The organism is Anabaena sp. UHCC 0399, assembly GCF_034931465.1.
GTDB classification, from domain to species: domain Bacteria; phylum Cyanobacteriota; class Cyanobacteriia; order Cyanobacteriales; family Nostocaceae; genus Trichormus; species Trichormus minutissimus.
In genome coordinates this window covers 84078-107361 of record NZ_JAYGGZ010000016.1, presented here as the reverse complement: position 1 = coordinate 107361, position 23284 = coordinate 84078, and the positions used below count along the sequence as shown (strand labels likewise).

General features: G+C 40.7%; 17 protein-coding genes. 9 read left to right on the top strand and 8 right to left on the bottom strand.

Translation table 11 applies throughout. From position 1 onward, the window contains the following. Nucleotides 1–557 precede the first annotated feature (557 nt). The 6 genes from VB693_RS11420 to VB693_RS11395 all read left to right on the top strand — a co-directional run bounded on the left by VB693_RS11420 (nt 558) and on the right by VB693_RS11395 (nt 6376). On the top strand, nt 558–839 hold the full coding sequence (locus VB693_RS11420) for a 4a-hydroxytetrahydrobiopterin dehydratase (RefSeq protein ID WP_323266365.1): 282 nt from the start codon (nt 558–560) through the stop codon (nt 837–839). Between the two features lie 338 nt (nt 840–1177). Beyond that, on the top strand, nt 1178–2920 hold the full coding sequence (locus VB693_RS11415; protein ID WP_323266364.1) for an iron uptake porin: 1743 nt from the start codon (nt 1178–1180) through the stop codon (nt 2918–2920). Between the two features lie 231 nt (nt 2921–3151). Continuing rightward, nucleotides 3152–3589, top strand: coding sequence for an Rrf2 family transcriptional regulator (locus VB693_RS11410; RefSeq protein ID WP_323266363.1), 438 nt, complete (start codon nt 3152–3154; stop codon nt 3587–3589). A 107-nt stretch (nt 3590–3696) separates the two neighbouring features. Then, complete coding sequence (gene cysK, locus VB693_RS11405) at nt 3697–4659, top strand: cysteine synthase A (protein WP_323266362.1); 963 nt, start codon at nt 3697–3699, stop codon at nt 4657–4659. Between the two features lie 15 nt (nt 4660–4674). After that, nucleotides 4675–5376 carry a J domain-containing protein gene (locus VB693_RS11400; RefSeq protein WP_323266361.1) on the top strand — a complete coding sequence of 234 codons (702 nt, stop codon included), beginning with the start codon at nt 4675–4677 and terminating at the stop codon, nt 5374–5376. 127 nt (nt 5377–5503) lie between these two features. Then, nucleotides 5504–6376, top strand: coding sequence for a 6-carboxytetrahydropterin synthase (locus VB693_RS11395; RefSeq protein WP_190706931.1), 873 nt, complete (start codon nt 5504–5506; stop codon nt 6374–6376). 250 nt (nt 6377–6626) lie between these two features. Here the strand turns inward: VB693_RS11395 and VB693_RS11390 are convergent, their stop codons facing one another. Together VB693_RS11390 and VB693_RS11385 are read right to left on the bottom strand one after the other, a co-directional pair. Continuing rightward, the gene (locus VB693_RS11390; RefSeq protein ID WP_323266360.1) at nt 6627–8036 is read right to left on the bottom strand and encodes an LCP family protein; all 1410 of its coding nucleotides are present in this window, start codon (nt 8034–8036) and stop codon (nt 6627–6629) included. Between the two features lie 505 nt (nt 8037–8541). Further along, on the bottom strand, nt 8542–8925 hold the full coding sequence (locus tag VB693_RS11385; RefSeq protein WP_323266369.1) for a hypothetical protein: 384 nt from the start codon (nt 8923–8925) through the stop codon (nt 8542–8544). A gap of 164 nt (nt 8926–9089) precedes the next feature. Here VB693_RS11385 and VB693_RS11380 point away from each other — a divergent pair, with 164 nt between their 5' ends. After that, a complete protein-coding gene (locus tag VB693_RS11380) occupies nt 9090–10271 on the top strand; it encodes an AI-2E family transporter (RefSeq protein WP_323266359.1) in 1182 nt (393 codons plus the stop codon). A 53-nt stretch (nt 10272–10324) separates the two neighbouring features. Here the strand turns inward: VB693_RS11380 and VB693_RS11375 are convergent, their stop codons facing one another. From VB693_RS11375 to VB693_RS11355, 5 genes are all read right to left on the bottom strand, one after another. Next, complete coding sequence (locus VB693_RS11375; RefSeq protein WP_323266358.1) at nt 10325–11653, bottom strand: serpin family protein; 1329 nt, start codon at nt 11651–11653, stop codon at nt 10325–10327. 592 nt (nt 11654–12245) lie between these two features. Then, nucleotides 12246–12650: a type II toxin-antitoxin system VapC family toxin gene (locus VB693_RS11370; RefSeq protein ID WP_323266357.1), complete on the bottom strand. Its 405-nt coding sequence runs from the start codon at nt 12648–12650 to the stop codon at nt 12246–12248. Nucleotides 12651–12656: 6 nt separating this feature from the next. Further along, nucleotides 12657–12872 carry a hypothetical protein gene (locus VB693_RS11365; RefSeq protein WP_323266356.1) on the bottom strand — a complete coding sequence of 72 codons (216 nt, stop codon included), beginning with the start codon at nt 12870–12872 and terminating at the stop codon, nt 12657–12659. Nucleotides 12873–13380: 508 nt separating this feature from the next. Then, complete coding sequence (locus tag VB693_RS11360; RefSeq protein ID WP_323266355.1) at nt 13381–14037, bottom strand: PEP-CTERM sorting domain-containing protein; 657 nt, start codon at nt 14035–14037, stop codon at nt 13381–13383. 246 nt (nt 14038–14283) lie between these two features. Then, on the bottom strand, nt 14284–18390 hold the full coding sequence (locus tag VB693_RS11355; protein ID WP_323266354.1) for a bluetail domain-containing putative surface protein: 4107 nt from the start codon (nt 18388–18390) through the stop codon (nt 14284–14286). 541 nt (nt 18391–18931) lie between these two features. Here VB693_RS11355 and VB693_RS11350 point away from each other — a divergent pair. Next, a complete protein-coding gene (locus VB693_RS11350; protein ID WP_323266353.1) occupies nt 18932–20494 on the top strand; it encodes an NB-ARC domain-containing protein in 1563 nt (520 codons plus the stop codon). Nucleotides 20495–20767: 273 nt separating this feature from the next. On the opposite strand, the gene VB693_RS11345 is transcribed toward VB693_RS11350, so the two are convergent. Continuing rightward, nucleotides 20768–22363: a S8 family serine peptidase gene (locus VB693_RS11345; RefSeq protein ID WP_323266352.1), complete on the bottom strand. Its 1596-nt coding sequence runs from the start codon at nt 22361–22363 to the stop codon at nt 20768–20770. A 174-nt stretch (nt 22364–22537) separates the two neighbouring features. Here VB693_RS11345 and rpe point away from each other — a divergent pair, with 174 nt between their 5' ends. Next, nucleotides 22538–23245, top strand: a complete 708-nt coding sequence (gene rpe / locus VB693_RS11340; RefSeq protein ID WP_190706910.1) for a ribulose-phosphate 3-epimerase — start codon at nt 22538–22540, stop codon at nt 23243–23245. Nucleotides 23246–23284 lie beyond the last annotated feature (39 nt).

The window sequence follows — 23284 nt, the reverse complement described above, 5'->3', positions numbered from 1 at the left end:
TCGCGGTAACGCACTCTAATCCTGGTGAATTAACATACATCTTTTGTTTGAATTTTCATAACCTCCGCTAAAATGCGGAGGTTTTTTTGATCAATGGTGAGCGACTCTGAATTGATATGCTATAGTAATCGAAGGTTAACGCCCAGAGATTTACTCTCTGCTTTTTTGAGAATTAGACCGATTAGGCAATAAGGAGGTGATGCCCATGATAGAAAGTAGTAAACCCATGGGTCATCAGGTTGCAGTTAGCCGGCTGTGTGCCGGGGCTGTTCTCTAAAAGTTAGCCTTAGTCTGCTAGTCAGACTAAGTAAGCTACTAGTAGCTAGGCTAAAGCACGGAGTTCCTTCCGGCAGTCTGGTTGCAACCTGAAGACCCGCTACACCGCTCTGATATAGATCAACTGATCTAACATCAGAGCGGATAGTTTTTTATAGGTATTCTAAGAGTTATTGATAGTTGTCGTCGGAGATTTGAGTGGCGATGGCGTTCCGCCTACAGTAGGTGAATGTCTTGCATAAGCAGATATAGCAAGGATATAAATAGTAGGGGTTTTTGTGATGGCGCAACTACTAACGGAAGCAGAAATTCAAACACAAGCTAGCAGCCTTTTAGGTTGGACTGTGGCAGATTCTAAGTTGCAAACTACCCGCAAATTTAAAGACTTTGTTGCAGCGATCGCATTTGTCAATAAGCTGGTAGAACCTGCGGAATCAGCCGGACATCATCCAGATATAGAAATATCTTATAACAAAGTGAAAATCACATTAACAACTCATGATGCAGGTGGCTTAACCCAAAACGATTTTGATTTGGCAGAAGTAATTTCTCGGATTAATTAAAAGATATTATGCAAGCTAGTTTAAGGCTCAGGCAACCTAAACATCTGCGGAGAGTAGGGAACTTTTAAAACCTTACTCTCTCTTTTTTATATGGGTGATGTAGTGTGACAGTTAATGAGCTGATCGCCTATCTCTTGCCATATAGCTGAAATAATCTATAATAATAAGCTATATAGCTATGTTTTCGCTTAAGTTAATCAGTTATTAACTTTGCAAAAACTAAAATTGTGGTAGTGGCAACTATGCCTCATCGACAGATTTCAATAAGATGTCCGTTTTTGAGAATGTAAGTGCAGCGAAAACAATTATCTATACAAGGTGTGAGGAGAAAAGTAAAGATGTCTAATTTATTGTGGAAATCTCTAGTGGTTAGCCCTGCGGTATTAGGAGCAACCCTGTTAGTTTCTTCGACAGCGATCGCAGCCCCCAGTACAAATACAGAAGTCCGAACAACTGTAGTACCAACAACTGAAGTAGCAACAACAGAAACCAAGCTGTCTGAAGTCGCTCAAGAACCAGTAATTGTGGCGCAGGCAGCCCCAACATCTGAAGATACAAAAGTAATAAACCAAGTTAATCTCTATAGTAACGAAGGCAGAGCTAACAATTCTCAGTCTCAAGTTACATCAGTTTCTCAGTTTTCCGACGTACAACCAACCGATTGGGCATTCCAAGCATTGCAGTCCTTGGTTGAGCGTTACGGTTGTATCGCTGGTTATCCCAACGGCACTTATCGTGGTAACAGAGCTTTAACCCGTTATGAATTTGCAGCAGGTTTGAACGCCTGTTTAGATCGGGTTAACGAACTGATTGCTACAGCAACAGCTGACTTAGTAACAAAAGAAGATTTAGCTACCCTACAACGCCTGCAAGAAGAATTTTCTGCTGAACTAGCAACCTTGCGTGGTCGTGTAGACGCTTTAGAAGCACGGACTGCGGAATTGGAAGCCAACCAATTCTCCACCACCACCAAACTAGCCGGTGAAGCTATTTTTGCAGTGACCGATGTGTTTGGTGATAACATTGGCGATGCCAATAACACCGTCTTCCAAAACAGAGTACGCCTAAGCCTAAACACCAGCTTCACAGGTAGAGACCTATTAACTACTCGTTTAGCGTCTGGTAATGCCAACAGATTTGTAGACAACACTGGTACGCCTACTACTGGTGGCGAAGGTTTACAAACATTCCAAGTTGGTAGCACTGCTGGCAACAATGTTGAAATAGACAGACTGACCTATGAAGCACCCGTAGGCCCAGCTCAAGTCTACTTGGCAGCTGCTGGTGGACGACACAGCCATTATGCTGCTGTTAACAACCCCTACTTCTTTGACAAAACAGATGGTGGTAACGGTGCGTTATCTAGCTTCTCTTCTGAAAGCCCCATCTATCGGATTGGCGGTGGTGCTGGTATAGCAGTCAATCTGCCCTTTGGTAGAGGTGGCGGTATCCTTAGACCAAGTTCTCTAACTGTAGGTTATTTAGGTTCTGAGCCTAACAATCCTGGTACTGGTTCAGGTATCTTCAACGGTAACTATGCTGCATTAGGTCAGTTGAACTTTAGTGTAGGCGATCGCATAGCTTTAGCTGCCACCTACGTTCATGGTTACACCGGTGCAGGAAGTCAGCTCTTCGCAAATGAAGACAACCTGGCTTTAGTAGGGACTCCACAAGCTAACACTTTGAATGACCCAGCTTCCAGCAACTCCTATGGTTTATCTGCAGCCTTCAGACCTAGTGATAAATTGTCAGTAAGCGGCTTCGTTTCTTATACTGATGTCACAGCCTCTGGTGCAAATAACGACAAAGAAGTTTGGAGCTACGGTGTTGGTGTAGCGTTACCTGACTTTGGTAAGCAAGGTAACGTTCTGGGTATTTTCGCTGGCGCGCAACCCTATTCACTAGGCAGACTAAATCCTGGTACTAACGAAGTACCTTACCAAGTTGAAGGTTTCTATAAGTACCGTGTTTCTGATAATATCTCTATCACTCCTGGTGTCATCTGGTTGACCAATGTTAATCAAAATGGCAATAATGATGATGCGATTATTGGTACTCTAAGAACTACTTTCACCTTCTAGATTGTTCCAAATCTTAAACGCTTTAAACTGAATTTATCCCCGCTACGAAGCGGGGTTTTTTATTTGACTGAGTTAACGTTATCTGCACTTACTATCTTTAACAGCAACTCAGCATTAATTACTAATTACCATAAGGCAGAAACCCTAGTGTTGAACCGGAGTATACTAAAGAAAGTTGAGGGATCAGCCTTAACTTTCTCATAATTTCATTCATCACTTACTATTTTGCTTGTGGAACTATCGTGTAAATCAGAATACGCAATTCTTGCCTTATTAGAGATGGCAACTCATTACGAAAGCGGCGAACCAATGCAAATTCGACAAATCGCCGCCCAGCAAAAAATACCCGATCGCTATTTGGAGCAGTTATTGGCAACCTTAAGGCGTGGAGGCATACTCAAAAGCCAACGTGGGTCAAAAGGGGGCTATTTTTTAGCGAGAGAACCTCGCAAAATCACCCTCTTTGAAATATTAGAATGTTTGGAAGGGTTAGATGTGAGGACTAGTGAAAATAACGGCAACTCTAAAACTTTAGACAATGCAGTCATAGAAGAAATTTGGCAAGAAGCTTGTCAAGCGGCTAACTCTGTGTTAAAGAACTACTCCCTTCAGGATCTGTGCGAAACAAGAGATTCTCGGCGGCAGTTGGATATTATGTACTACATTTAGTCCATAGTCATTGGTCATGAGTCAATCAAAGAGAAAGCTGTAGACTCTAGACTATGAATACTGAGATTATGGATAAATGATTAATAAATAATGGATAAGGAAAGAGTATGCAGATTGCTAATAACATTACAGAATTGATTGGTCGGACGCCTTTAGTGCAGCTAAATCGTATTCCCCAAGCTGAGGGATGTGTGGCGCAAATTTTAGTCAAACTGGAAAGTATGAACCCCTCATCATCGGTAAAAGACAGAATTGGCGTGAGTATGATTAATGATGCCGAAGAGGAAAGGTTAATTGCTCCTGGAAAGACAGTATTGGTAGAACCCACATCGGGAAATACAGGTATTGCTCTAGCAATGGCAGCTGCTGCTAAGGGTTATCGATTAATCTTAACCATGCCGGAAACTATGAGTGGTGAACGGCGGGCAATGTTGCGGGCTTTCGGTGCGGAATTGGAACTCACCCCAGGGATGGAAGGAATGAGTGGGGCAATTCGCCGCGCCCAGGAGATAGTTAATACTACGCCCCATGCTTATATGTTGCAACAGTTCCGCAACCCAGCTAACGTGAAAATACATCGAGAAACTACCGCCGAAGAAATTTGGCAAGACACCGATGGACAAGTAGATATGATTGTGGCAGGGGTAGGTACAGGTGGTACGATCACAGGTGTAGCGGAAGTGCTGAAAAGCCGTAAACCCAGCTTTCAAGCGATCGCAGTTGAACCAACCAACAGCCCAGTTTTATCAGGCGGTAAACCAGGCCCCCATAAAATCCAAGGTATTGGGGCAGGGTTTATTCCCCAGGTACTCAAGGTAGACTTAATTGATGAAGTGATTACAGTCAGTGATGAAGAAGCGATCGCTTACAGCCGACGTTTAGCTAGAGAAGAAGGGTTATTATCTGGAATTTCTAGTGGTGCAGCTTTATGCGCTGCTGTTCGTGTTGCCCAACGCCCAGAAAACGCGGGACGCTTAATCGTGATGATTCAGCCCAGTTTTGGCGAAAGATATTTGAGTACGCCGTTATTCCAAGACCTAGAAGCTAAGGTAGCCACTAGCGTCAGCTAACAATCAAGTGAATGAATGGTCGATTTTAAACAAGATTCCAACCACTACAAAACTCTCAAAGTGAGTTTCAGTGCTAGCCAAGCGGAGATTAAGCAAGCCTACCGCCGCTTGGTGAAATTATTTCATCCTGATAGTAATCAGGACACAGCTAACCATGAGCAAATTATCCGGATTAACGCAGCGTATGAAGTATTAGGTGACAGTCAAAGTCGCCTCAATTATGACCAGCAACTGCGGGGTGAGGATCTAAAATTAAATAGCGATCGCCTACAGCGTACAGCATCAGCGCAAAAACATTACCAAACCAAACGCAAATCAGGAAAAGACGCTGATGAGCAAGTTGAGGAATGGCTGCGCCTAGTATATCAACCAGTTAATCGTTTATTATGCAGCATTCTCAATTCTCTAGAAGAGCAAATTGAAGAACTAGCTGCCGATCCCTTTGATGATGAATTATTAGACGAATTTCAGGAATACTTACAACGCTGTAAGTCCGACCTTAAACAAGCCCAAATTACTTTTCGTTCCTTACCTAATCCTCCCAGTCTAGCTAGAAGCGCAGCTCATCTCTATTACAGCCTTAGTCAAGTCGGAGATGGACTAGAAGAATTGGCTTACTTTCCCTTGAACTATGATGAGCGTTATCTACACACAGGTCAAGAACTATTTCGTATTGCCACAAGATTGCATTGTGAAGCGCAAGCATCTGTTGAATGATCAATCGTTAGCATTAGTTTCTTGAGGCTATGGACTATGAACTTTTGACTCCGCGAAACGGCTGAATTAGTTTATGCTGGGAACAGAGAAACGTTAAGAAATTTTAAATTCTGCTCCCAGTGTACTCATGCAATGTATTGTAAATCGCCGCGCTCAGTTTTCGGCAAGCCATCGCTATTGGTTGCCAGAATTGAGTCCAGCCGAAAATATTGAGAAATTTGGTGCTTGCTCTAAATTTCCCGGACATGGACACAACTATGTCTTATTTGTCTCTATGGCTGGAGAACTAGATGAATATGGCATGGTGTTGAACTTGTCTGACGTGAAACACGTAATTAAAAGCGAAGTTACCAGCCAATTGGACTTTTCCTATCTCAACGATGTCTGGGCAGAATTTCAGCAAACTTTGCCCACGACGGAGAATATCGCACGGGTAATTTGGCAGCGACTAGCACCCCATTTACCACTAGTCCGCATACAGTTGTTTGAACATCCTGAACTTTGGGCAGATTACATAGGAAACGGAATGGAAGCTTACCTCACTATTAGCACTCACTTTAGTGCAGCCCATCGGCTAGCACATCCTCAACTCAGTGATGAAGATAATGCTGAGATTTATGGTAAATGCGCCCGTCCCCACGGACACGGACACAACTACCACTTGGAAGTAACTGTTAAAGGTGAAATTGATCAGCGTACTGGGATGATTGCCGATTTAGGTGCTTTGAATCAGGCGATAGATGATCATGTGCTAGAAGCATTTGACCACAGCTTTTTAAACAAAGATATTCCTTACTTTGCAGAGGTTGTACCAACTGCTGAAAATATCGCTCTGTATATTAGTAATTTACTGCGATCGCCTGTACAAAACCTAGGTGCAAAGCTACACAAGATAAAACTCATTGAAAGTCCGAATAATTCCTGTGAAATTTACTGCACGGATGCTGAATCTAACACTGTTAGTGCAGTACAAAATCAACCAGTTTTAGCACGCATTTAAATGAGTAATGAGTAAGAAGTAATAGGAATAAAATTTTTAGAGACGCGAAATTTCGCGTCTCTTTTGCTTTGAGCGTCAACATCCTAGTACCGCTACGCCAAAGTCAACCAATTTTTGATTTTAGTAGGAGCGGGTTCACAGATATCCTCAATTATTCACGATCATTCGGGTAAACCCACCCCTACTTCACAAAAGACGGGGCTTTGACTCAAACTAATCCAAAATCCAAAATCCAAAATTGATTGACTTATCAAAAATTACTGGAATTCTCTAACAAATCTTTTTTTTCCAACCAATCTCTACCTATCTGGATACTAATATCGGAATCGAGACTGCCGGTACTTTCTACGCGGACTTCTCCAAAACCTAAAGTATTGCGAATTGATTCTGCACTATCGCCATCGCCCTGTTGAGCAATAATATTAGTCACTTCCAAAGGTTCAGACCAAGCTTTATATATATAGATATTGCGATATCCAGCTTCTTCCAAAGTTTTGATCAAAGGACGGAGTTGAGAGCGATCGCTGCCTGTGCTATCTTGTATTGCAACCTTTAATGCGCCCGGCTTAGTAATTTGGCGTTCCGAGAATGATTCTAAGCCAAAGTGCTGAGACATCAGGTTGGCAATACCTCTTTTACTCGGTATCCAGTAGCTAGCATCATACTCACCATTTTCGCTAAAGCGACCAGGCAACATAAACATTTGCATATTAGCCCGATTGGTGCGGACTCCAAAGCCCAATAGTGCCACTAATTCTTCAACGGTTAAATTAGTGTCAATGTTATCTTTGACAACGTTGAGAATTTTTGGTAATTGAGTCACTGTAGCTGGGTTGAGACTCTGGTCAATCAATGCGCGAATTACCATTTGCTGGCGTTGAATGCGGCCAATATCTCCCAGTGCATCGTGGCGAAACCGAAGTAATTGTAGTGCTTGATCGCCGTTGAGATGCTGTTTACCTGCCTTTAAATTAATATATAGATGTTGGGAATCATCTTGATACTTCATATCTTTGGGGATGAAGACTGTGACTCCACCCAAAGCATCGATTAGTTTACCCACCCCTAAAACATTAATGCGGATGTAGCGATCAATTCCTGCACCTCCCAAAACATTGCTAACTGTTTTAGCAGTTAAAGCCGGCCCACCTTCGATATTGGCAGCATTAATTTTTCTTGTCCCATACCCTTGTATTTGGGTGCGGGTATCCCTGGGGATAGACAGGATCGCTATTTTTTTCTTTTCTGGTTGAAATTGAACCAAAAGCATGACATCCGCAAGACCATCGAAGGAATTGATTTGCGGTAAGTGTCGGAGATTTTGGGTTTCAGCCGGAGGATTCCGGACATCTGGCGGTAGTACACTCATGCCCATAACAAGAAGATTTACGGGACGAGTTAATTCTGAGAAACGCAACCCATTACCAGCAATGCGATCGCCATCAAAGACAGCTTCTTCTTGGGGACTAAGTTCTGCTTGTTGTAACTGTGTACCACTTAAAGACACTGCCAACAACGCCCCTGCTGTTGCCGATACCATAGCAATACCACTCATCCCCACCCAGAACCATAGCCAACGCCCAGACTTGGCATTTTTCCCCCTGGACTTAGGGGTTTTTGCTGATTGGTTTCCTTCGGTCGAAGTTCTTTGACTGGTCACAGACTGCCTCACACTTAACTGATTAAATTAGGTAAATTTGCCAACTAACAATTAATGCAGATAAATCAACCCATAATAGCTAACTTTTAATAAACCATGCTGATCTATAAATACAGTTTCAACCACAACACTTATAGCAGGATTTTTTGTTAGTTGTGGCAAATCTCTCCATATTTTCTTGAAGTATGACAACAATTCAGTGAGTTTGACTAGATGTGGACAGAAAATTTTCTGGAAATTGGGGACAAGTCAATTCACAATTCAACATGAAAAACTCTTGGGGACTAGGGACTGGGGATTGGGGATTGGGAATTAGATACTATTTATATGTGTGGAATTTTGAAATTTGTGTGGTTTTACTTAGTTTGGGCTTTCTATTTGATTGATGGTGAGAAATATCTCTAGAGACACTGTTTCTTTTGATAAAAAATGTAAAGGTCTAAAGCCAGACTGGTTTTCGCTCACGCCCCTTGTAGATAAATTAGTTTTCCCTGTCCCCTGTCACCTAATCCAACAATTTTTGTGCCAAATGGCTTAACCCTGGTAAGCGGTGAGACTTACCTTGAATAATTCTGAAAATCAGCCAGATACTCACCAGAAAATAACCAGATGTACAAAAACTATTGAGGATTAGTAAACGTAGAGCTAAAAAATCGGAAGTTGCTGCGCCGGTGGCTAATAAGGCATAGCCTAACAGCCAGGTAAATGCCAGAGTAATAGACAGACGACAAACAGCTAGTTGTTCCCGGTTACCTTGGCGACGATAAATCGTCCATAGGGAAGGAAAAAAACCTATCGCGGGAATTAAATATAAAATCAACTGGATTTTGTTATTTTCCGCATCTTGTTTACAGAATAGGGATTGGGTCACATCTTCCCTACTCCCCATTTCCCAGCCTTTACTCTCTTGATACAGAGAATGATCACTCGATTCCGAATTTTTCATAATTTTGTCAAATCCTAAACTAGAGAGATGAATGACAGTGGTGTAGTTAGAGATAATAAGCTATAGATTCAGAATTTTATTGAGTTCTATCCCGCAATCGGTTTAAGATGCAGACACGCAAGCTATTCAACTGGTGGCAGACACTAACACCAATAGCGAGAATTGGGGCGATCGCTATCTTCGCCCCATTGCTGGTTCTCAATGGTTGGGCATTTGCCGCAATTTTTAATTATTTCCACTCCCTAATAGCTATTTTAGTTGGAGCTTCCGTTTTAGCATTTCTGCTCAACTATCCCGTTAGCTGGATGGAGTATCACGGTGCAAAACGAGAGCAAGTAGCTATTTTAGTCTTTTTATTGGCTCTATCGGTGCTTTTGGCTTTAGGTGTAACTTTGTTTCCTTTGGCACTTACCCAAGCTCAACAATTAGTGGCTCGCCTTCCCGAATTAATTGATTCTGGGCGATCGCAGTTAATGATGTTGAACGAAAAAGCCGAAGTGATGGGCTTACCTCTTAACCTGGATGCTTTGGTAGTGCAAATTAACGATCGCGTCAAGGGACAATTGCAGGCGATCGCGGGGCAAGTGTTAAATCTGGCTGTGGTGACTGTCACCAGCCTGCTAGATTTTCTCTTGACGATGGTTTTAACTTTCTATCTTTTACAGCACGGCGGCGAACTCTGGGAAAGTCTAGTGGAATGGCTACCAACAAGATTTCGTAACCCTTTTTCCCAAACAGTACGCCTGAGCTTTCAAAATTTCTTTATTACCCAGCTAATTTTATCCACTTGTATGGCCTCAGCCCTGATTCCTACCTTTTTGTGGCTGAAAGTGCCTTTTGGTCTATTATTTGGCCTAACTATTGGCATTATGGCTCTCGTGCCGTTTGGTGGTTCTGTAGGTATTGCCCTCACTACTTCCCTAGTGGCGTTGCAAGATTTCTCGATGGGTGTAAGAGTTTTAATCGCAGCTGTCATTGTGCAGCAAATTCTGGAAAACTTGATTGCACCACGGATTTTAGGCAGCTTTACTGGGTTAAATCCTGTGTGGATATTAATTTCTGTGTTAACAGGAGCTAGAATTGGCGGACTTTTAGGGGTAATCGTAGCTGTACCTACGGCTGTCATTATTAAGACTGCTCTAACTGCTTTGCGTCCTACTAGCTTCATTACTGAAGCAGACGAAAGTACAAGTCACACAGAGACAACTACATCAATCACGCCAGGAGAGAATCCCAAAGCAGAGACAAAAAAGGCTTTGAACGTTTCTGAACAGCCAACTTTACCTTAATTTCCACCCTCAACACTCTTGTAGAGACGCGATTAATCCCGTCTCTACATCATTTATTTTGGATCAACGATCGCACCCATAAATAAAATGCTCCCTGTCTGATTGTCGCGAATTGCAGTGAAGAAGGGACGGTCAACAATCATTTTGAATGGTACTTGTGGCTCTTTGAAAGATGTGGCAACTATCCCGACAGAAGTGGCTGCACTAGCTTCTGTACCTTCTTCGTTGACTTCTACAAAAGTTTTATGTCTTACCTGGCTGATAGCTAGATTTTTGCCGATACCGGAAAAATTAGCCTGTTGACTAAAAGCCTCTCCCATGCCTAAAGCTTTGAGCGCATCGTTGAGGGTAATATCATAGTCTGTCTGAAAGCGAGGTAACTTAATTGATCCTTCACGCTGGCTAAATTGAGACATCCATTTGTCCCAGTTTTCAGCATTCAAGTTTTGCGAGAAGGCTTTAAGGTTAGAGTTCTGCTTGGGTAAAAAGATGTACAGACTAACTTTACCATCCTGACCATAAGGCAAACTCACAGCCTGGAATTGTTCAGTTTCGTAGTATTTATAATCACCCGTTTGGGACATCATGGGGTGTGGTTTTTGCTGAGTTGATGAGATGTAAAAGGGTTGGGGTTTAGTTTGACTTTGATCAAATTTCTCGCTCCATTGCCCTTTAAAATATATGGCATTCACCAAAAACAGCATTTGATTTGGTTCTATTTTGTTAACAATGCTATCGATTTTGCCATTGGTATTATCTTTTACCCATCTGTTAATGGTATTAGGTGTAGCAGCATCCTGAAAGTCTACAGTTGTGACTTTGGCTTTATAGAAATCTTGGGTTCTCTGAATAAAATCAGGACGCAGGCTAGCATTTTGATTCGCCCATAATGAGTTAGCAATCTTCAGTTGCACATTTTGATCAGGATTTTCTAGCAGCTGGTTGAGTGAAGCGTAAGCAGAGTTAAGTTCTGGTAGATTGATACCCTGTAACTCCAGAGTCTTAGCCATTGCTTGTTGAGTAGAGCCGCTAGCACCATTGTAGGTCATGGACAGAGCGATCGCGATACTGGTAGGCGACACAAAAATATTCTTGGTGCTACTCTCTTGTTTCCCGATTTCCTGAAATAATTTGAAGCCAAACTTATTGTTAGCAGAGATGATTTTTGTATCGGGAATTACTGTTTTTTTTTGCACTGATGCCTCTGTTTGAGGTAAATCGGATTGGGCTAGCGCACTTGTACTATCATTTACTTGAGAACAACCTAAAACTCCAAATAAAACCACGCTAGCTGCGGCTAGAACATAACGTCTTCCTAAGCTCACAGCGTAACGTCTTTGCAGGAAGCTTTCTTTCACACCACTGAATTTTTGCCGAATCATTTTACTACCTCATGTGCCGAAATTTATGACCTGTCTACCAAATATTGACGTTAATGCTGTGTTCACTATTTAATTTTGCATTAATAACAATTTAAATACTCGGCGGTTACAGTTTTGGTAACGGTAATTTTCAGTTCACAATTCCAGGCAAATTTTATAGGAGTTTAGTAAATGTAATCATCAATAATAGAACTGTTTTGAATACATTTTAAGATAAAAAACTGTATTGATAATTACTAAACGATGCCGCAGGCTTTACCCTTTGCAAAGCTCCACTCAGAATGACATTTAAGGGCTATAAAGCAAGTTTTGACTGGGATTTATCAGACTTGTGTGTACACCATAGCCGAAGGGTAGCAATCCGAAAGGCTTTGTGATTGATTCCCTATGGGACGCTGGTGCGATCGCAATGACAGAGCATATTATATTTATTTACGCCCATCTACTGAGTTGTGTCACTCCACAAAGAAGCGATCTCACTCTATTTCGCTGATTTGTCATAGCATGGTGCGATGGCTACGCCCGCCGCAGGCATCGCCTGATTTTTCTCTATTTACATTTCTTGAGAGACAACCTCTAAGGAGTCAACTATTTACACTGAACGCCAATTTTCGATTTGCAAGTTAGGTACTCTTTGAAATTCTCGGACATTAGATGTCACCACAATGTGATTATTGATTACTGCGGTGGCTGCTATAAGTACATCATAAGCACCAATAGGTAAACCTGCTAATTTAAGAAAGCTTCTGATGTGGGCTGCTTGCTCTGCTTCTTTTGCATCAAAAGGTAAAATTGTAATTGAACTTAATAATATTTCAACAATTGGTTGGATTTTAACAGCGCGTTGTGGGTTGATAGCTAATCCATATTTGACTTCCATAACTGTTAGAGATGAAATAAAAATTTCAGTAGGAGAGATTAATTTTATTCGCTTGAGGGTGTTTTCTTCTCCTTTGACAACATCACTAATTACGCAAGTATCTAGTAGATAACCCATACATAATTAAAGTTCTATTTCCTTTGGCGGTAACAATTCATCTCGATATGATTCAAATATAATACTTTCTTTTACACCAGAATGTTGCATAATTATGTCTGGCCATTGGCTGGGTTTAGTTTCTAGGAATGTAACGAAAACTAAACTTTCAGTAATACCCTGTGGTGTTTCAGCTAATTCAATTTTGCCGTTTTTATAAATTCCTTGAATTGTTTTTAACATATAGCTTACCTCCTACATGAATTTTAACCTATTGTTTCTAATGATTATGTCATGCAAGGTAAAGTGATTAAACGAATTTGAAATGAAACAAATTAGGAAGCGATACCTGCGGTGGGCTACGTCTACGCGTATTTTAAAAAGTGCTTTGTTTGAGTTTTGACTCTAACCATCAGAACATAACATCTGAAAGCGATCGCACCGAGATTTGATTTAGGGACTTCCAGATAAAAAAATATCCAAACTGTAGGGTGCGTCAGTGCGATAGAACCTAACTATACTCAGAAATTATTCATACTGACGCACCCTACCCAACCATCAATTGCGGATAATTTATTTTTTGGTGTTCCCTTAGCATGATGCGATGGCTACGCCCGCCGCAGGCATCGACTGATTTTGCTTTATTTACATTTTGTTACATTATGGAGTAGAACGCCCAAAACCCAACATGAATAATGGGATTGGGCTTTCTTGCGTCCACCCAATCCGCATTTTTTTGCTACTAATGTGGTTAAGCTTTTTTGCTATCTTTTCTCTTTAACATTAGACCAACGCCACCAGCCAAAATAGAAGCAAAGGTAGTTACAGGTTCGGGGACTGATTGAGAATTGGTCAAGGAAGCATTTGTTAATGACAATATTGATGAGTTAACAACATCATTCACATCGATAACACCAATGCCAATGTCGTAGATGCCAGATGTGGCAAATGTATAGCTAAAAGGGGTACTTCCATTTAGTGAGAAAACTGAATTGCCAATGGTGACAAAGGCGCGATCGCTGGACACTGTATCATAGGTTAATAAGGAATAGTCAAAGCTGAAAATATCCCCAGCTAGGACATTTAAAGCGGTTTTAATTGCAGAACCTTCGGTGGCATCACTACCAAGGTTTCCTGGATTGATAGCTAGGAAAGTTTCTAGTGAGTTAATATCGGTTGGGTCATTACCTGAGAGATTGTAGTTGACAGCATCATCACTGCCATCAGCAAAGGCATTTGTTAATTTAGTTTCAGTTAGAGTTGGAGAAACATCACCTGATGTTTCCCAAGTGCTGAAATCAAGACTGGCGGCAAAAGTAGGGGAGGCAATGGTGAAGCTGCTCAAACTCAAGAAGCTAACAACCATAGCCTGATGAAGTCTGCGTGCCATAAAAGTTGTATTCAACATAATAAAACTCCTGGAAATTGGTGAAAGTGCTTGGTGAGTAAATGTCTTATTCGTTATTAGTTGGGAAGACTTAACCCCAATATGACGTGAGTTCGACAAGTCTTTTTTGACCTCTCCCCCAACCCCTCTCCGACGCGGAGAGGGGAGTAAAGATCATGACATATCGACGAAAAATAAAGGTTTTAAAGCCTCTCTCCTTGCAGGGGAGAGGTTTGGAGAGGGGTTTTTCCAACCGTCGAACTCACGTCAAAATACAAAGTTGCTGGGGTTATCTAAAGTGCCAGTATTAGCCAGGTTTACGGTGAGAAAATGTCTGAAGATGTCATTACCTGTGGAGCCATCAGCATCAATTTGCACAGTGAAGTTGTTGTTGCTAGTACCCTGCACAAATTTCACATAGCCATCGGCTATTGCGTTTGTACCGTTGTAGCCTCCTGGAACTATGCTGTTGAGCAGTTCCGTTAAGACAATACTATCTTTGTTAATCTCAAAGTCTGTAATTGTATCACCGCGATCGCGGATACTAGTAAAGACAAATTGGTCATACCCTTCACCACCAGTTAGTGTATCTGCACCTTGTAAGCCGGTGATGCGATCGTTTCCAGAAGTTCCGGTTAATGTATCACGCCCTGATGTACCAGTGACTTCATTTAGCAGCTGACTGGATGGATTAAAAGTAACAGATTGGGGACGAATATTGAATGTAGAGAATGTAGCATTGCCACCATTAGTATCTAAACCACCACTAAAAGATAATGGTAAAAGAACAAAACCTCCACCACCACCTAAATCGAAACCACCACCAAAATCTGGTAACGTTGGTACAGAATTTTGAGCAACAGTACCATTAGGATCTATAAAATTACTGGCTTGAAGGGTTCCCTGTAGATTTTCAAGTTTAATGATGGCATCACTACCTGCTTGAAATCCTGCTGTACCATCATTAATAACCAAGTAGCGATCGCTGCTATGGCTAAATAGGGCAGCAGCATTGGGTGTAAATCCGTAAGGGAAGTTACCTATATTTAATGCTCCATCAATTGAAGACGCATCGAGAGTGCCTTTTGTAATAAAACCCGCATCATAAAAGTAGAACCCAGATACAGTAGAAATTTGAAATTGGTCTTCATTAGCATTGAAGTCTGTAATGACATCAAAGTTATTCAGAAGGGAATTAGTTAAGTTGCGGTAGACAAAAATATCTGCTTCAGTTCCCCCGGTTAGTGTGTCACCACCAGCACCACCATCTAATGTGTCCTTACCAGCACCACCATTAAGAGTGTTATTGAAGTGATTTCCTTTTAATGTGTCATCTAAACTACCACCAATGGCATTTTTTATGCTTGTGTAAGTCTGTGAACCTAAAGTAAAACCTAAAGTCAGAGAAAGATTCTCATTTATTTGCTGTTGTCCAGCACGGCTGAGGTCTAGATTGATCCTTTTGGTGGTAGTTGCAGAGAAGTCTAGTGTATCTGTGTCGTTAGTATCTTGCTGGCTGACTGTGAATTTTTCCCAATCGCCTATTGCAGAGGGTTGACCATTTATATTCCAAGACGAATCATTTCGGGCAGAAATGTACCCATTATGGTGGGTTCTTAGAGCAATTTTTCCATTACCAGCGTCTACAACTCTGAATTTTTCCCAATTGTCTATTGTGGAAGCAAAACCATCTATATTCCAAGACGGCCAAAAATTGGCAGAAACGAATCTATTATGGTGGGTTCTTAGAGCAATGTTTCCATTACCATCATCTTCAACTCTGAATTTTTCCCAATCGCCTATTGCAGAAGGTTGACCATTTATATTCCAAAACGAATCATTTCGGGCAGAAACGAATCTATTATGGTGGGTTCTTAAGGCAATTGTGATGGAAATTATGTCTGACCCTTGTTGGGTATCTGTATCAAATAAATATGTGTCATTGTCAGCACCACCATTTAGTATGTCATTGCCAGCACCGCCATTTAGTATGTCATTGCCAGCACCGCCATTTAGTATGTCATTGCCAGCACCACCATTTAGTGTGTCATTGCCAGCACCACCATTGAATATATCATTACCACCAAGCCCCTCAAAAACGTCATCATATTGTGTGCCAGTAATCTCAAAACGTTCAATATTGGAAAACTTAACTAATACAAGATTATCCTCAATATTTCCAGCACGATGATAAATTGCATTAGTGTTATTAGACCCTAAATGGATACCCACACTAGCACTAGTCTTACTACTATAATCAACTTGGAGAAGGTCATCACCATCTCCTCCATTAACTGTATCAGTGGAATATTGGCTATAACCAGGATTCAGGATGTCATTGCCAGCACCACCATCTAAGGTGTCATTGCCATCTCCCCCATATAAGGTGTCAACACCATTGTTCCCTCTCAAAAGGTTATTTAAGTGATTCCCCTTTAAAGTATCGTCTAAACTACCACCAATGGCATTTTCAATATCTACATAAGATACTCCAGCTAAAGTAATCCCTAAAGTCAACTTAAGATTTTCATTAATTGTCTGTTGTCCAGCAATACTAAGGTCTACGTTGATTCTTTTCGTGGTGGTTGCTGAAAAATCCAATGTATCAATATCGTCATTTTGCACCTCAGGAGTAAATGTTTCCCATTCATCAGCATAGGGAGTTTGATTTAGAGTTCCATCATGGAAAGCTCGAATATACCAGCCTGTATCAGGATTATGAGCCTGTAGTGCAATTTTTCCAGCACCTCTATCTCTAACTGTAAATGTTTCCCAATAATCAAGATTAGGAGTTTGAAAAATCCCACCTTCGCGAACTGCTTGAACAAAGAAATTACGATGAGTTTGTAATGCAATTTTTCCAGAACCCCGATTAATAACTTGAAACTCTTCCCAAGTACCAATACTGGTAGGGTAATGATTCATAGTAATAGCACCATCAGCCTGAACGTAAGTGTTTTTATAGGTCTTGAGGGCAATTGTGGTTTCGTTTATTATGTCTGAGCCTTGTGGGGTGTCTGTATCAAATACATATATATCGTTCGTATTTCTTCCTAGCTTCTCGGAATGTGACTCGTCCCCAGTTTGTCTTAAGTTGTACAAATATCCTAATGCTTTGAGATCATAAGGCATTGGCTCAGTGGTTTCTGGTGAACCGTCATACCAGTTATAAGTCATCACTGTATGCCAACGATTATCCTCATTGTCTGGTAAATCCCCTTTTAAATATCCTGTGTATTGTATCCTTTGTTTATTTTCAAACTTGTCGTAGGAGCTATGCGTAAGACCCAAAGCGTGCAATGTTTCGTGTACTATTATAAATTTAGCGAAATTATCAGGAGAACTATTATCACCATTAAGAATTATATCTCCTTGCTGATGAGTATTTTTATTATTATCTTGATACCCCTCAACAAATCTATCGCCATAGTAATAAGAGTCCTGAGTTGGAAAATCTACAACACGCCTAGTATCAGAAGTAGAGTCATAGATATAGCGAAGTTGACCATAATTTCCATTATTTTCTGCTACTTCAACAAAATTGATATTAACTTTTGACTGAATTTTGTTTAATATCTCTCTTATTGGATTTTTTACTGCATCGCTCAATTCCCCAAAATTTGTACTGGATGCGGCGGTGTAAGGGTATAAATTTGGTTGTTTATAAAAACTGTAGGTAATTGTTAAGGGCGTACCAGGAGATGGTGATGTGCCAGCAGCCCATGCACCTTCATGCCCTAAATTTGGGTTAATTAGAGCATCAATTTGATAATCTCCACTGAACCCACGATTAATAACTTGATAGCTACCTTGAAGACCAGTATTTTGCTCAATCTCAACAATCTGACCATCCAACGTCACAGTTGTAGTATCATCCTCAGCCCGCAAAACCGCTAACTCTGACTCAGTTACACTCTCCCCTTGCACCAACCGCGCAAAAATATCACCCTCATCCCCAGCAGCATCAGCCACATTAATTTGTGCATCAATAGAATGCCCAATTTCCTCCAGCAACACCGACACAACAGCATTAATATTCTGAGCATTTTGACTAATAAACTCAGCAGCTAAATAAATCTTACCTGTAGTGATAGAGAAAGCACCATTCGCACCATTAATATCACTACTATTCACAATCTCGATGCTTGGAATATCACCAAAATCCCCTTGAGCAAAACTATCAAATAATGAATTAGCTGTTGCCTGATCAAAACCAGTACCAAACGCAGTCTCCAACTTCTGGCTATACCCTGCATCATTGCGGAAGCTGCTGAGATAAGAATAGGCATTGCTTCGCGTGACATCCAAGATTCCATCAATCTCAGACAAGTCTAGTTCACTAATCAAATTGTTAGAAAATAATTTGCTTTTCATGGTTTTATTCCTTAATTGGCGAATCGCATCGATAACTAAGCACAAAAAAATGTGCGCTTTTTTAAGAGCGTGTTTGAAAAGTCGAAAAGTATACTAGAAACCCCTCTCCAAACCTCTCCCCGAAACGGAGAGAGGCTTTGAAAACCCCATTCCCTCGTAGGGACGGGAAGGCTCAAGGGGTTAGGTTTTTAAGATTTTGGTGTTAGTAATGATAATTTTCAAACATCCTCTAAAGCAAATTTGGGAATCAGTGTCATATAAAAGAGAGATATGCAGCAAAAAAGAGTATATATAAGTACGGCTAAGTAAAATCACTTACGCCAAAATTTATAATATTTGGCTACTTACTAACTTCGGCTATAGAAAATACTGACTTATTATGACTTTCGACTAATTTTAATGATTTTTTAATATTCTTCTTAAAAAGGTAATTTAGTCAGTCTAAAAATCAAATTATTTTTTGAGATAATATTCAATCCATATATATTTGCTTAAACGCTATTGTAAACTCAATAGATAACCCCAAGAAACATCATGCAAAATGCCAAGGTCATTGAAAGTTCACCATGACTATATGGATCAAGTCAAAGTATCACTGGTACGTAATGGCTACCCCAACCAAACAAGCTTGGCTAATGATACAGGACTAGCTCTAGCCACAGTTAGCAAATTCCTCACCGGGAAACCAATTAGTCATGCAAATTTTGAAGAATTATCTCATAGATTAAATCTGGATTGGAGAGAAATCTCTATACCTAATCCTCAATCAAAAGCTTTAAGTAATAATACATATTTATTTGCAAAAAAAAACACATCTTGGGGTGCAGCAATTGATGTTTCCTCATTTCATGGACGCGCACAAGAACTAACATCGCTAACCTCATGGATTCTAGAAGATGGCTGTCGCTTAGTGACAGTCTCCGGTATGGGTGGTGTGGGGAAAACGACTTTAGCCACTAAATTAGCATTATCAATTCAAGATCAATTTGAGTATGTCATTTGGAGGTCAATACAACATACTTCTCCAGGAAATGACCTTTTAACTGAATTAGTATCATTTTTATCCAATCAGCAAGAAACCAAACCCGACATTAATCTGCTAATTCATTATCTACGTACTTCCCGATGTCTATTAATTTTAGACAACCTAGAAATAGCCTTAGATGGGAATTTGATGGGAAAGTATCGCTCAGATTATCAGATATATGGTGATTTAATCCAAGCGATCGCCAAAACAAACCATAATAGCTGTATGGTTTTAACATCTAGAGAAAACCCGGCTGAAGTTTTTACAGTAGAGGGAGCAGGTTTAAAGATGCGTTCCCTCAAGTTGGAAGGCTCTCAAGAAGTAGCTCTTCACCTACTGCAATCAAAGCAACTGCTAGGTTCAGATGAGCAAAAACAGGAATTGTGTCTTCTCTACAGTCATAACCCTTTACAAATAAATATGGTGGCTAATGCCATCATCGAGCTATTTGATGGCAACATAGACAAATTTCTAGAGCAAAATACCTTATTACTCAGTAATATTAATCAATTAATCAAGCAGCACTTACATCATATTTCTGAGCTTGAATGGTATATTATGTACTGTATAGCTATTAATCAGCAAGTAACAAATATTGATACCTTAGCTAAAAGCATTTGCCTGACTGTTCCTAAATACCAAATTTTGAACGCTATGGAGAGATTGATTTGGCGTTCATTAATTGAGAAACAAGCTCAAGGTTATATCCAAAAGCATACTGTGATGGAGTATGTAGTAGAGCGGCTGAAAGCGCAGATTTTAATTGAACTGATAAATAAAGAATTTCTACTGTTTAATAAATATCTACTATCTGCGGAAAACACAAAATATTGCGTCATACAAAACCACTATTCAGTAAATTTAATAGACATCGCAGACCAATTTTGTAATCATTTTCCGTCAAGAATAGCTCTCAAAAGACACATTCAGGGCATCATAGAGGAAGTGCAAACTTTTCGGCAGGGCTTATCTGAATATGGAATATCTAATCTTATTCATCTCTGTAATTATCTTAAAATTGATTTAACAGAAGCACAACAAGAGATACTACAATATTGCATTAAAGAGATTACATAAATAGAGAAATATTATAGTGTTTTTATTTCGATTAAGATACAAGAAATCTAGCCCCAATCACCTCCCAACTTACGAGGCTACGGTGTACACATAAGTTTAATAACCTTATTCCACATCGTTTTGATCCCCCTAAATCCCCCTTAAAAAGGGGATTTAGGGGGACAATACTACATTTTGCATCCAGCACAAAGATGTGTGTACACCGTAGGTTTACGAGGAGGGGATTTACATAAATCAAAAAAAATAATTAAAGAATATCCACTAATTCATTATTCATTTACTAGAAACAGTCCACCATGCCAAACTATAGGCTTGAATTGGTTCGTTGACTTGCTGACGGAACTGCACACGGATTTTGTAGTTACCAGTAGCAGGAACGGGGCAAAAAATGTGTTCTACACTATCAACGTCACTCATTGAAGAACAAATTGTGCCAGCATCGGGATTTTTATTATCTGCTTTGACGAGATAGAGGTCTAAATTATTCAAACTGCGATCGCTAAATTTCTCTCCTAAATCATACATTTGGTTTTTGTTAGTATCCTTGAGTTCCACCAAACGATCCCAACTCAAAGTAATAGAGACAAAACTTCCCTGCTTTAAGGGTTTTGCTAAGGTATAGTCAACAGATTTACTAGCATCTACTTGTCGATAATCCCACCCAACAGCCGGGATAGCAGCAGTCGGTAGCCATTGACCGGCACTAAATTGCTGATAAGCGCGAAAAACATTTAAATGACCCGTTCCCATTTGAGAATCCAAAGGAATTTTTGGGTTTTTATAAGCATCAGAACCTAGCCAATCTTGGTTTTGTTTATCAATCAGCGTCCGCGTCATCCCCAACAGTAAACCATCACCCTGATCTTGGATTTTCTCTGCGGAATTAAGTAACACAGCTTTCATCACTTGATGACGGCGACTATCAACACTCCAATTTGGTTGTTTGGTGCGTAGTTGTCTGTCGCCAAATTCTTGGAGTAAAGCCACAGTAGCGGTGACATGAGGTGCAGCAAAGCTTGTACCTGTAACCTTATTTAATTTGCCATCGGGATTCAGCAAAGGAATATTACTACCTGGTGCAACTATACCTATAGAGCGTCGCCCATCTAAATTAAATTCCTTACCAGCCAATCGACCACTAACCCCTTGATTCAAACCCGCCAGATTAGAAACATCGACTTTATTAAAAATACCCCCACGACGGGATGAAAAAGCCACGTTTAATCCGTTAAAATTGTCTGTAGGGATGGGAATACCACCTTTACCCTGATTGCCTGCGATCGCGTACAAAACATCATGAACACGACTAGACCAGTCAACACATAACGTTAACAAAGCTTTGCCATCTAAAGTAGCATCTGGTCGGGGGTCGCGGTTGAGAGGTTCACCAAAGCTAAAGTTAATGGCACGAACATCACCAGTATTTTGCAAAGCTATATGTTGAGCTGATAAACACTCTTCCGGTTGACCCGTATTTCTTGTAGAACCGACAGCAGAAGAATAGAGTCTCGCTTGCGGCGCAACTCCAGGTAAACCTTTATCTCGACTGACCATAACCCCAGCTACATTATAAGCATGGGGGTCAACGCTGTTATTAGACTTAGCTGGCGCATTGCGTAAAAAAACCCCCGCCAAGGATAAAGAGCGATTTTTAGACACCGCCTTATCCCAGCCAAACATACCCGGACGACCAATTTCCACCTGACCGATCGCAATTTTCCGCCCCAGCAAATTATAAGGAGGTTGATGTAGCTTCAAAACATCAATACCATTAGTTCCTAAAGAACTTGGTAAAGCCGAAGCCAACACCGGCAAACTCAAACAAGAAGCACCTAAACCCCAAATTATCCAGCTTAATTTTTTATTCATAGTTAATAGTCAATAGTTATTAGTCATTAATTTGTCTATCTTGTATTCTTCCCTATCCCCTGTCCCCTGTCACCTGTCCCCTATTCCCTATCCCCAATCCTAAAAATCCTCAATATTTTGTTACCTATTTTGTTACAATACTTACAGACGAGGACGCTTAAGAAGCCACTAGCCATGACCCAAAACCAATCTCAAAAACCCATTGTTATTTCTCCATCTATCCTATCAGCCGACTTTAGTCGTTTAGGTGACGAGATTCGCGCTGTAGATGCAGCTGGAGCTGATTGGATTCATGTTGATGTAATGGACGGTCGATTTGTACCTAATATTACGATAGGCCCTCTGGTAGTGGAGGCGATTCGTCCGGTTACAAATAAGCCTCTGGATGTCCACTTGATGATTGTTGAACCCGAAAAGTATGTAGAAGGCTTTGCTAAAGCGGGTGCTGATATTATTTCTGTACATTGCGAGCATAATGCTTCCCCACATCTACACCGCACTCTCGGACAAATCAAAGAACTCGGTAAGCAAGCTGGGGTCGTACTTAACCCTGGTACTCCTTTAGAACTGATTGAATATGTTCTGGAACTGTGCGACCTCATACTAATTATGAGCGTTAACCCCGGTTTTGGTGGTCAAAGCTTTATTCCTGGGGTAGTGCCAAAAATTCGTAAACTGCGTCAAATGTGTGATGAGCGCGGTTTAGACCCTTGGATTGAAGTAGACGGTGGACTTAAAGCTAATAATACTTGGCAAGTGTTAGAAGCAGGCGCAAATGCGATCGTGGCTGGTTCTGCTGTATTTAACGCCAAAGATTATGCTGAGGCTATTACTAATATTCGCAACAGTAAGCGTCCTACACCAGAATTGGCGAAAGTTTAAGGTTCGTAGTAAAGACTTTAGTCCTGATTTTTCTAAGGA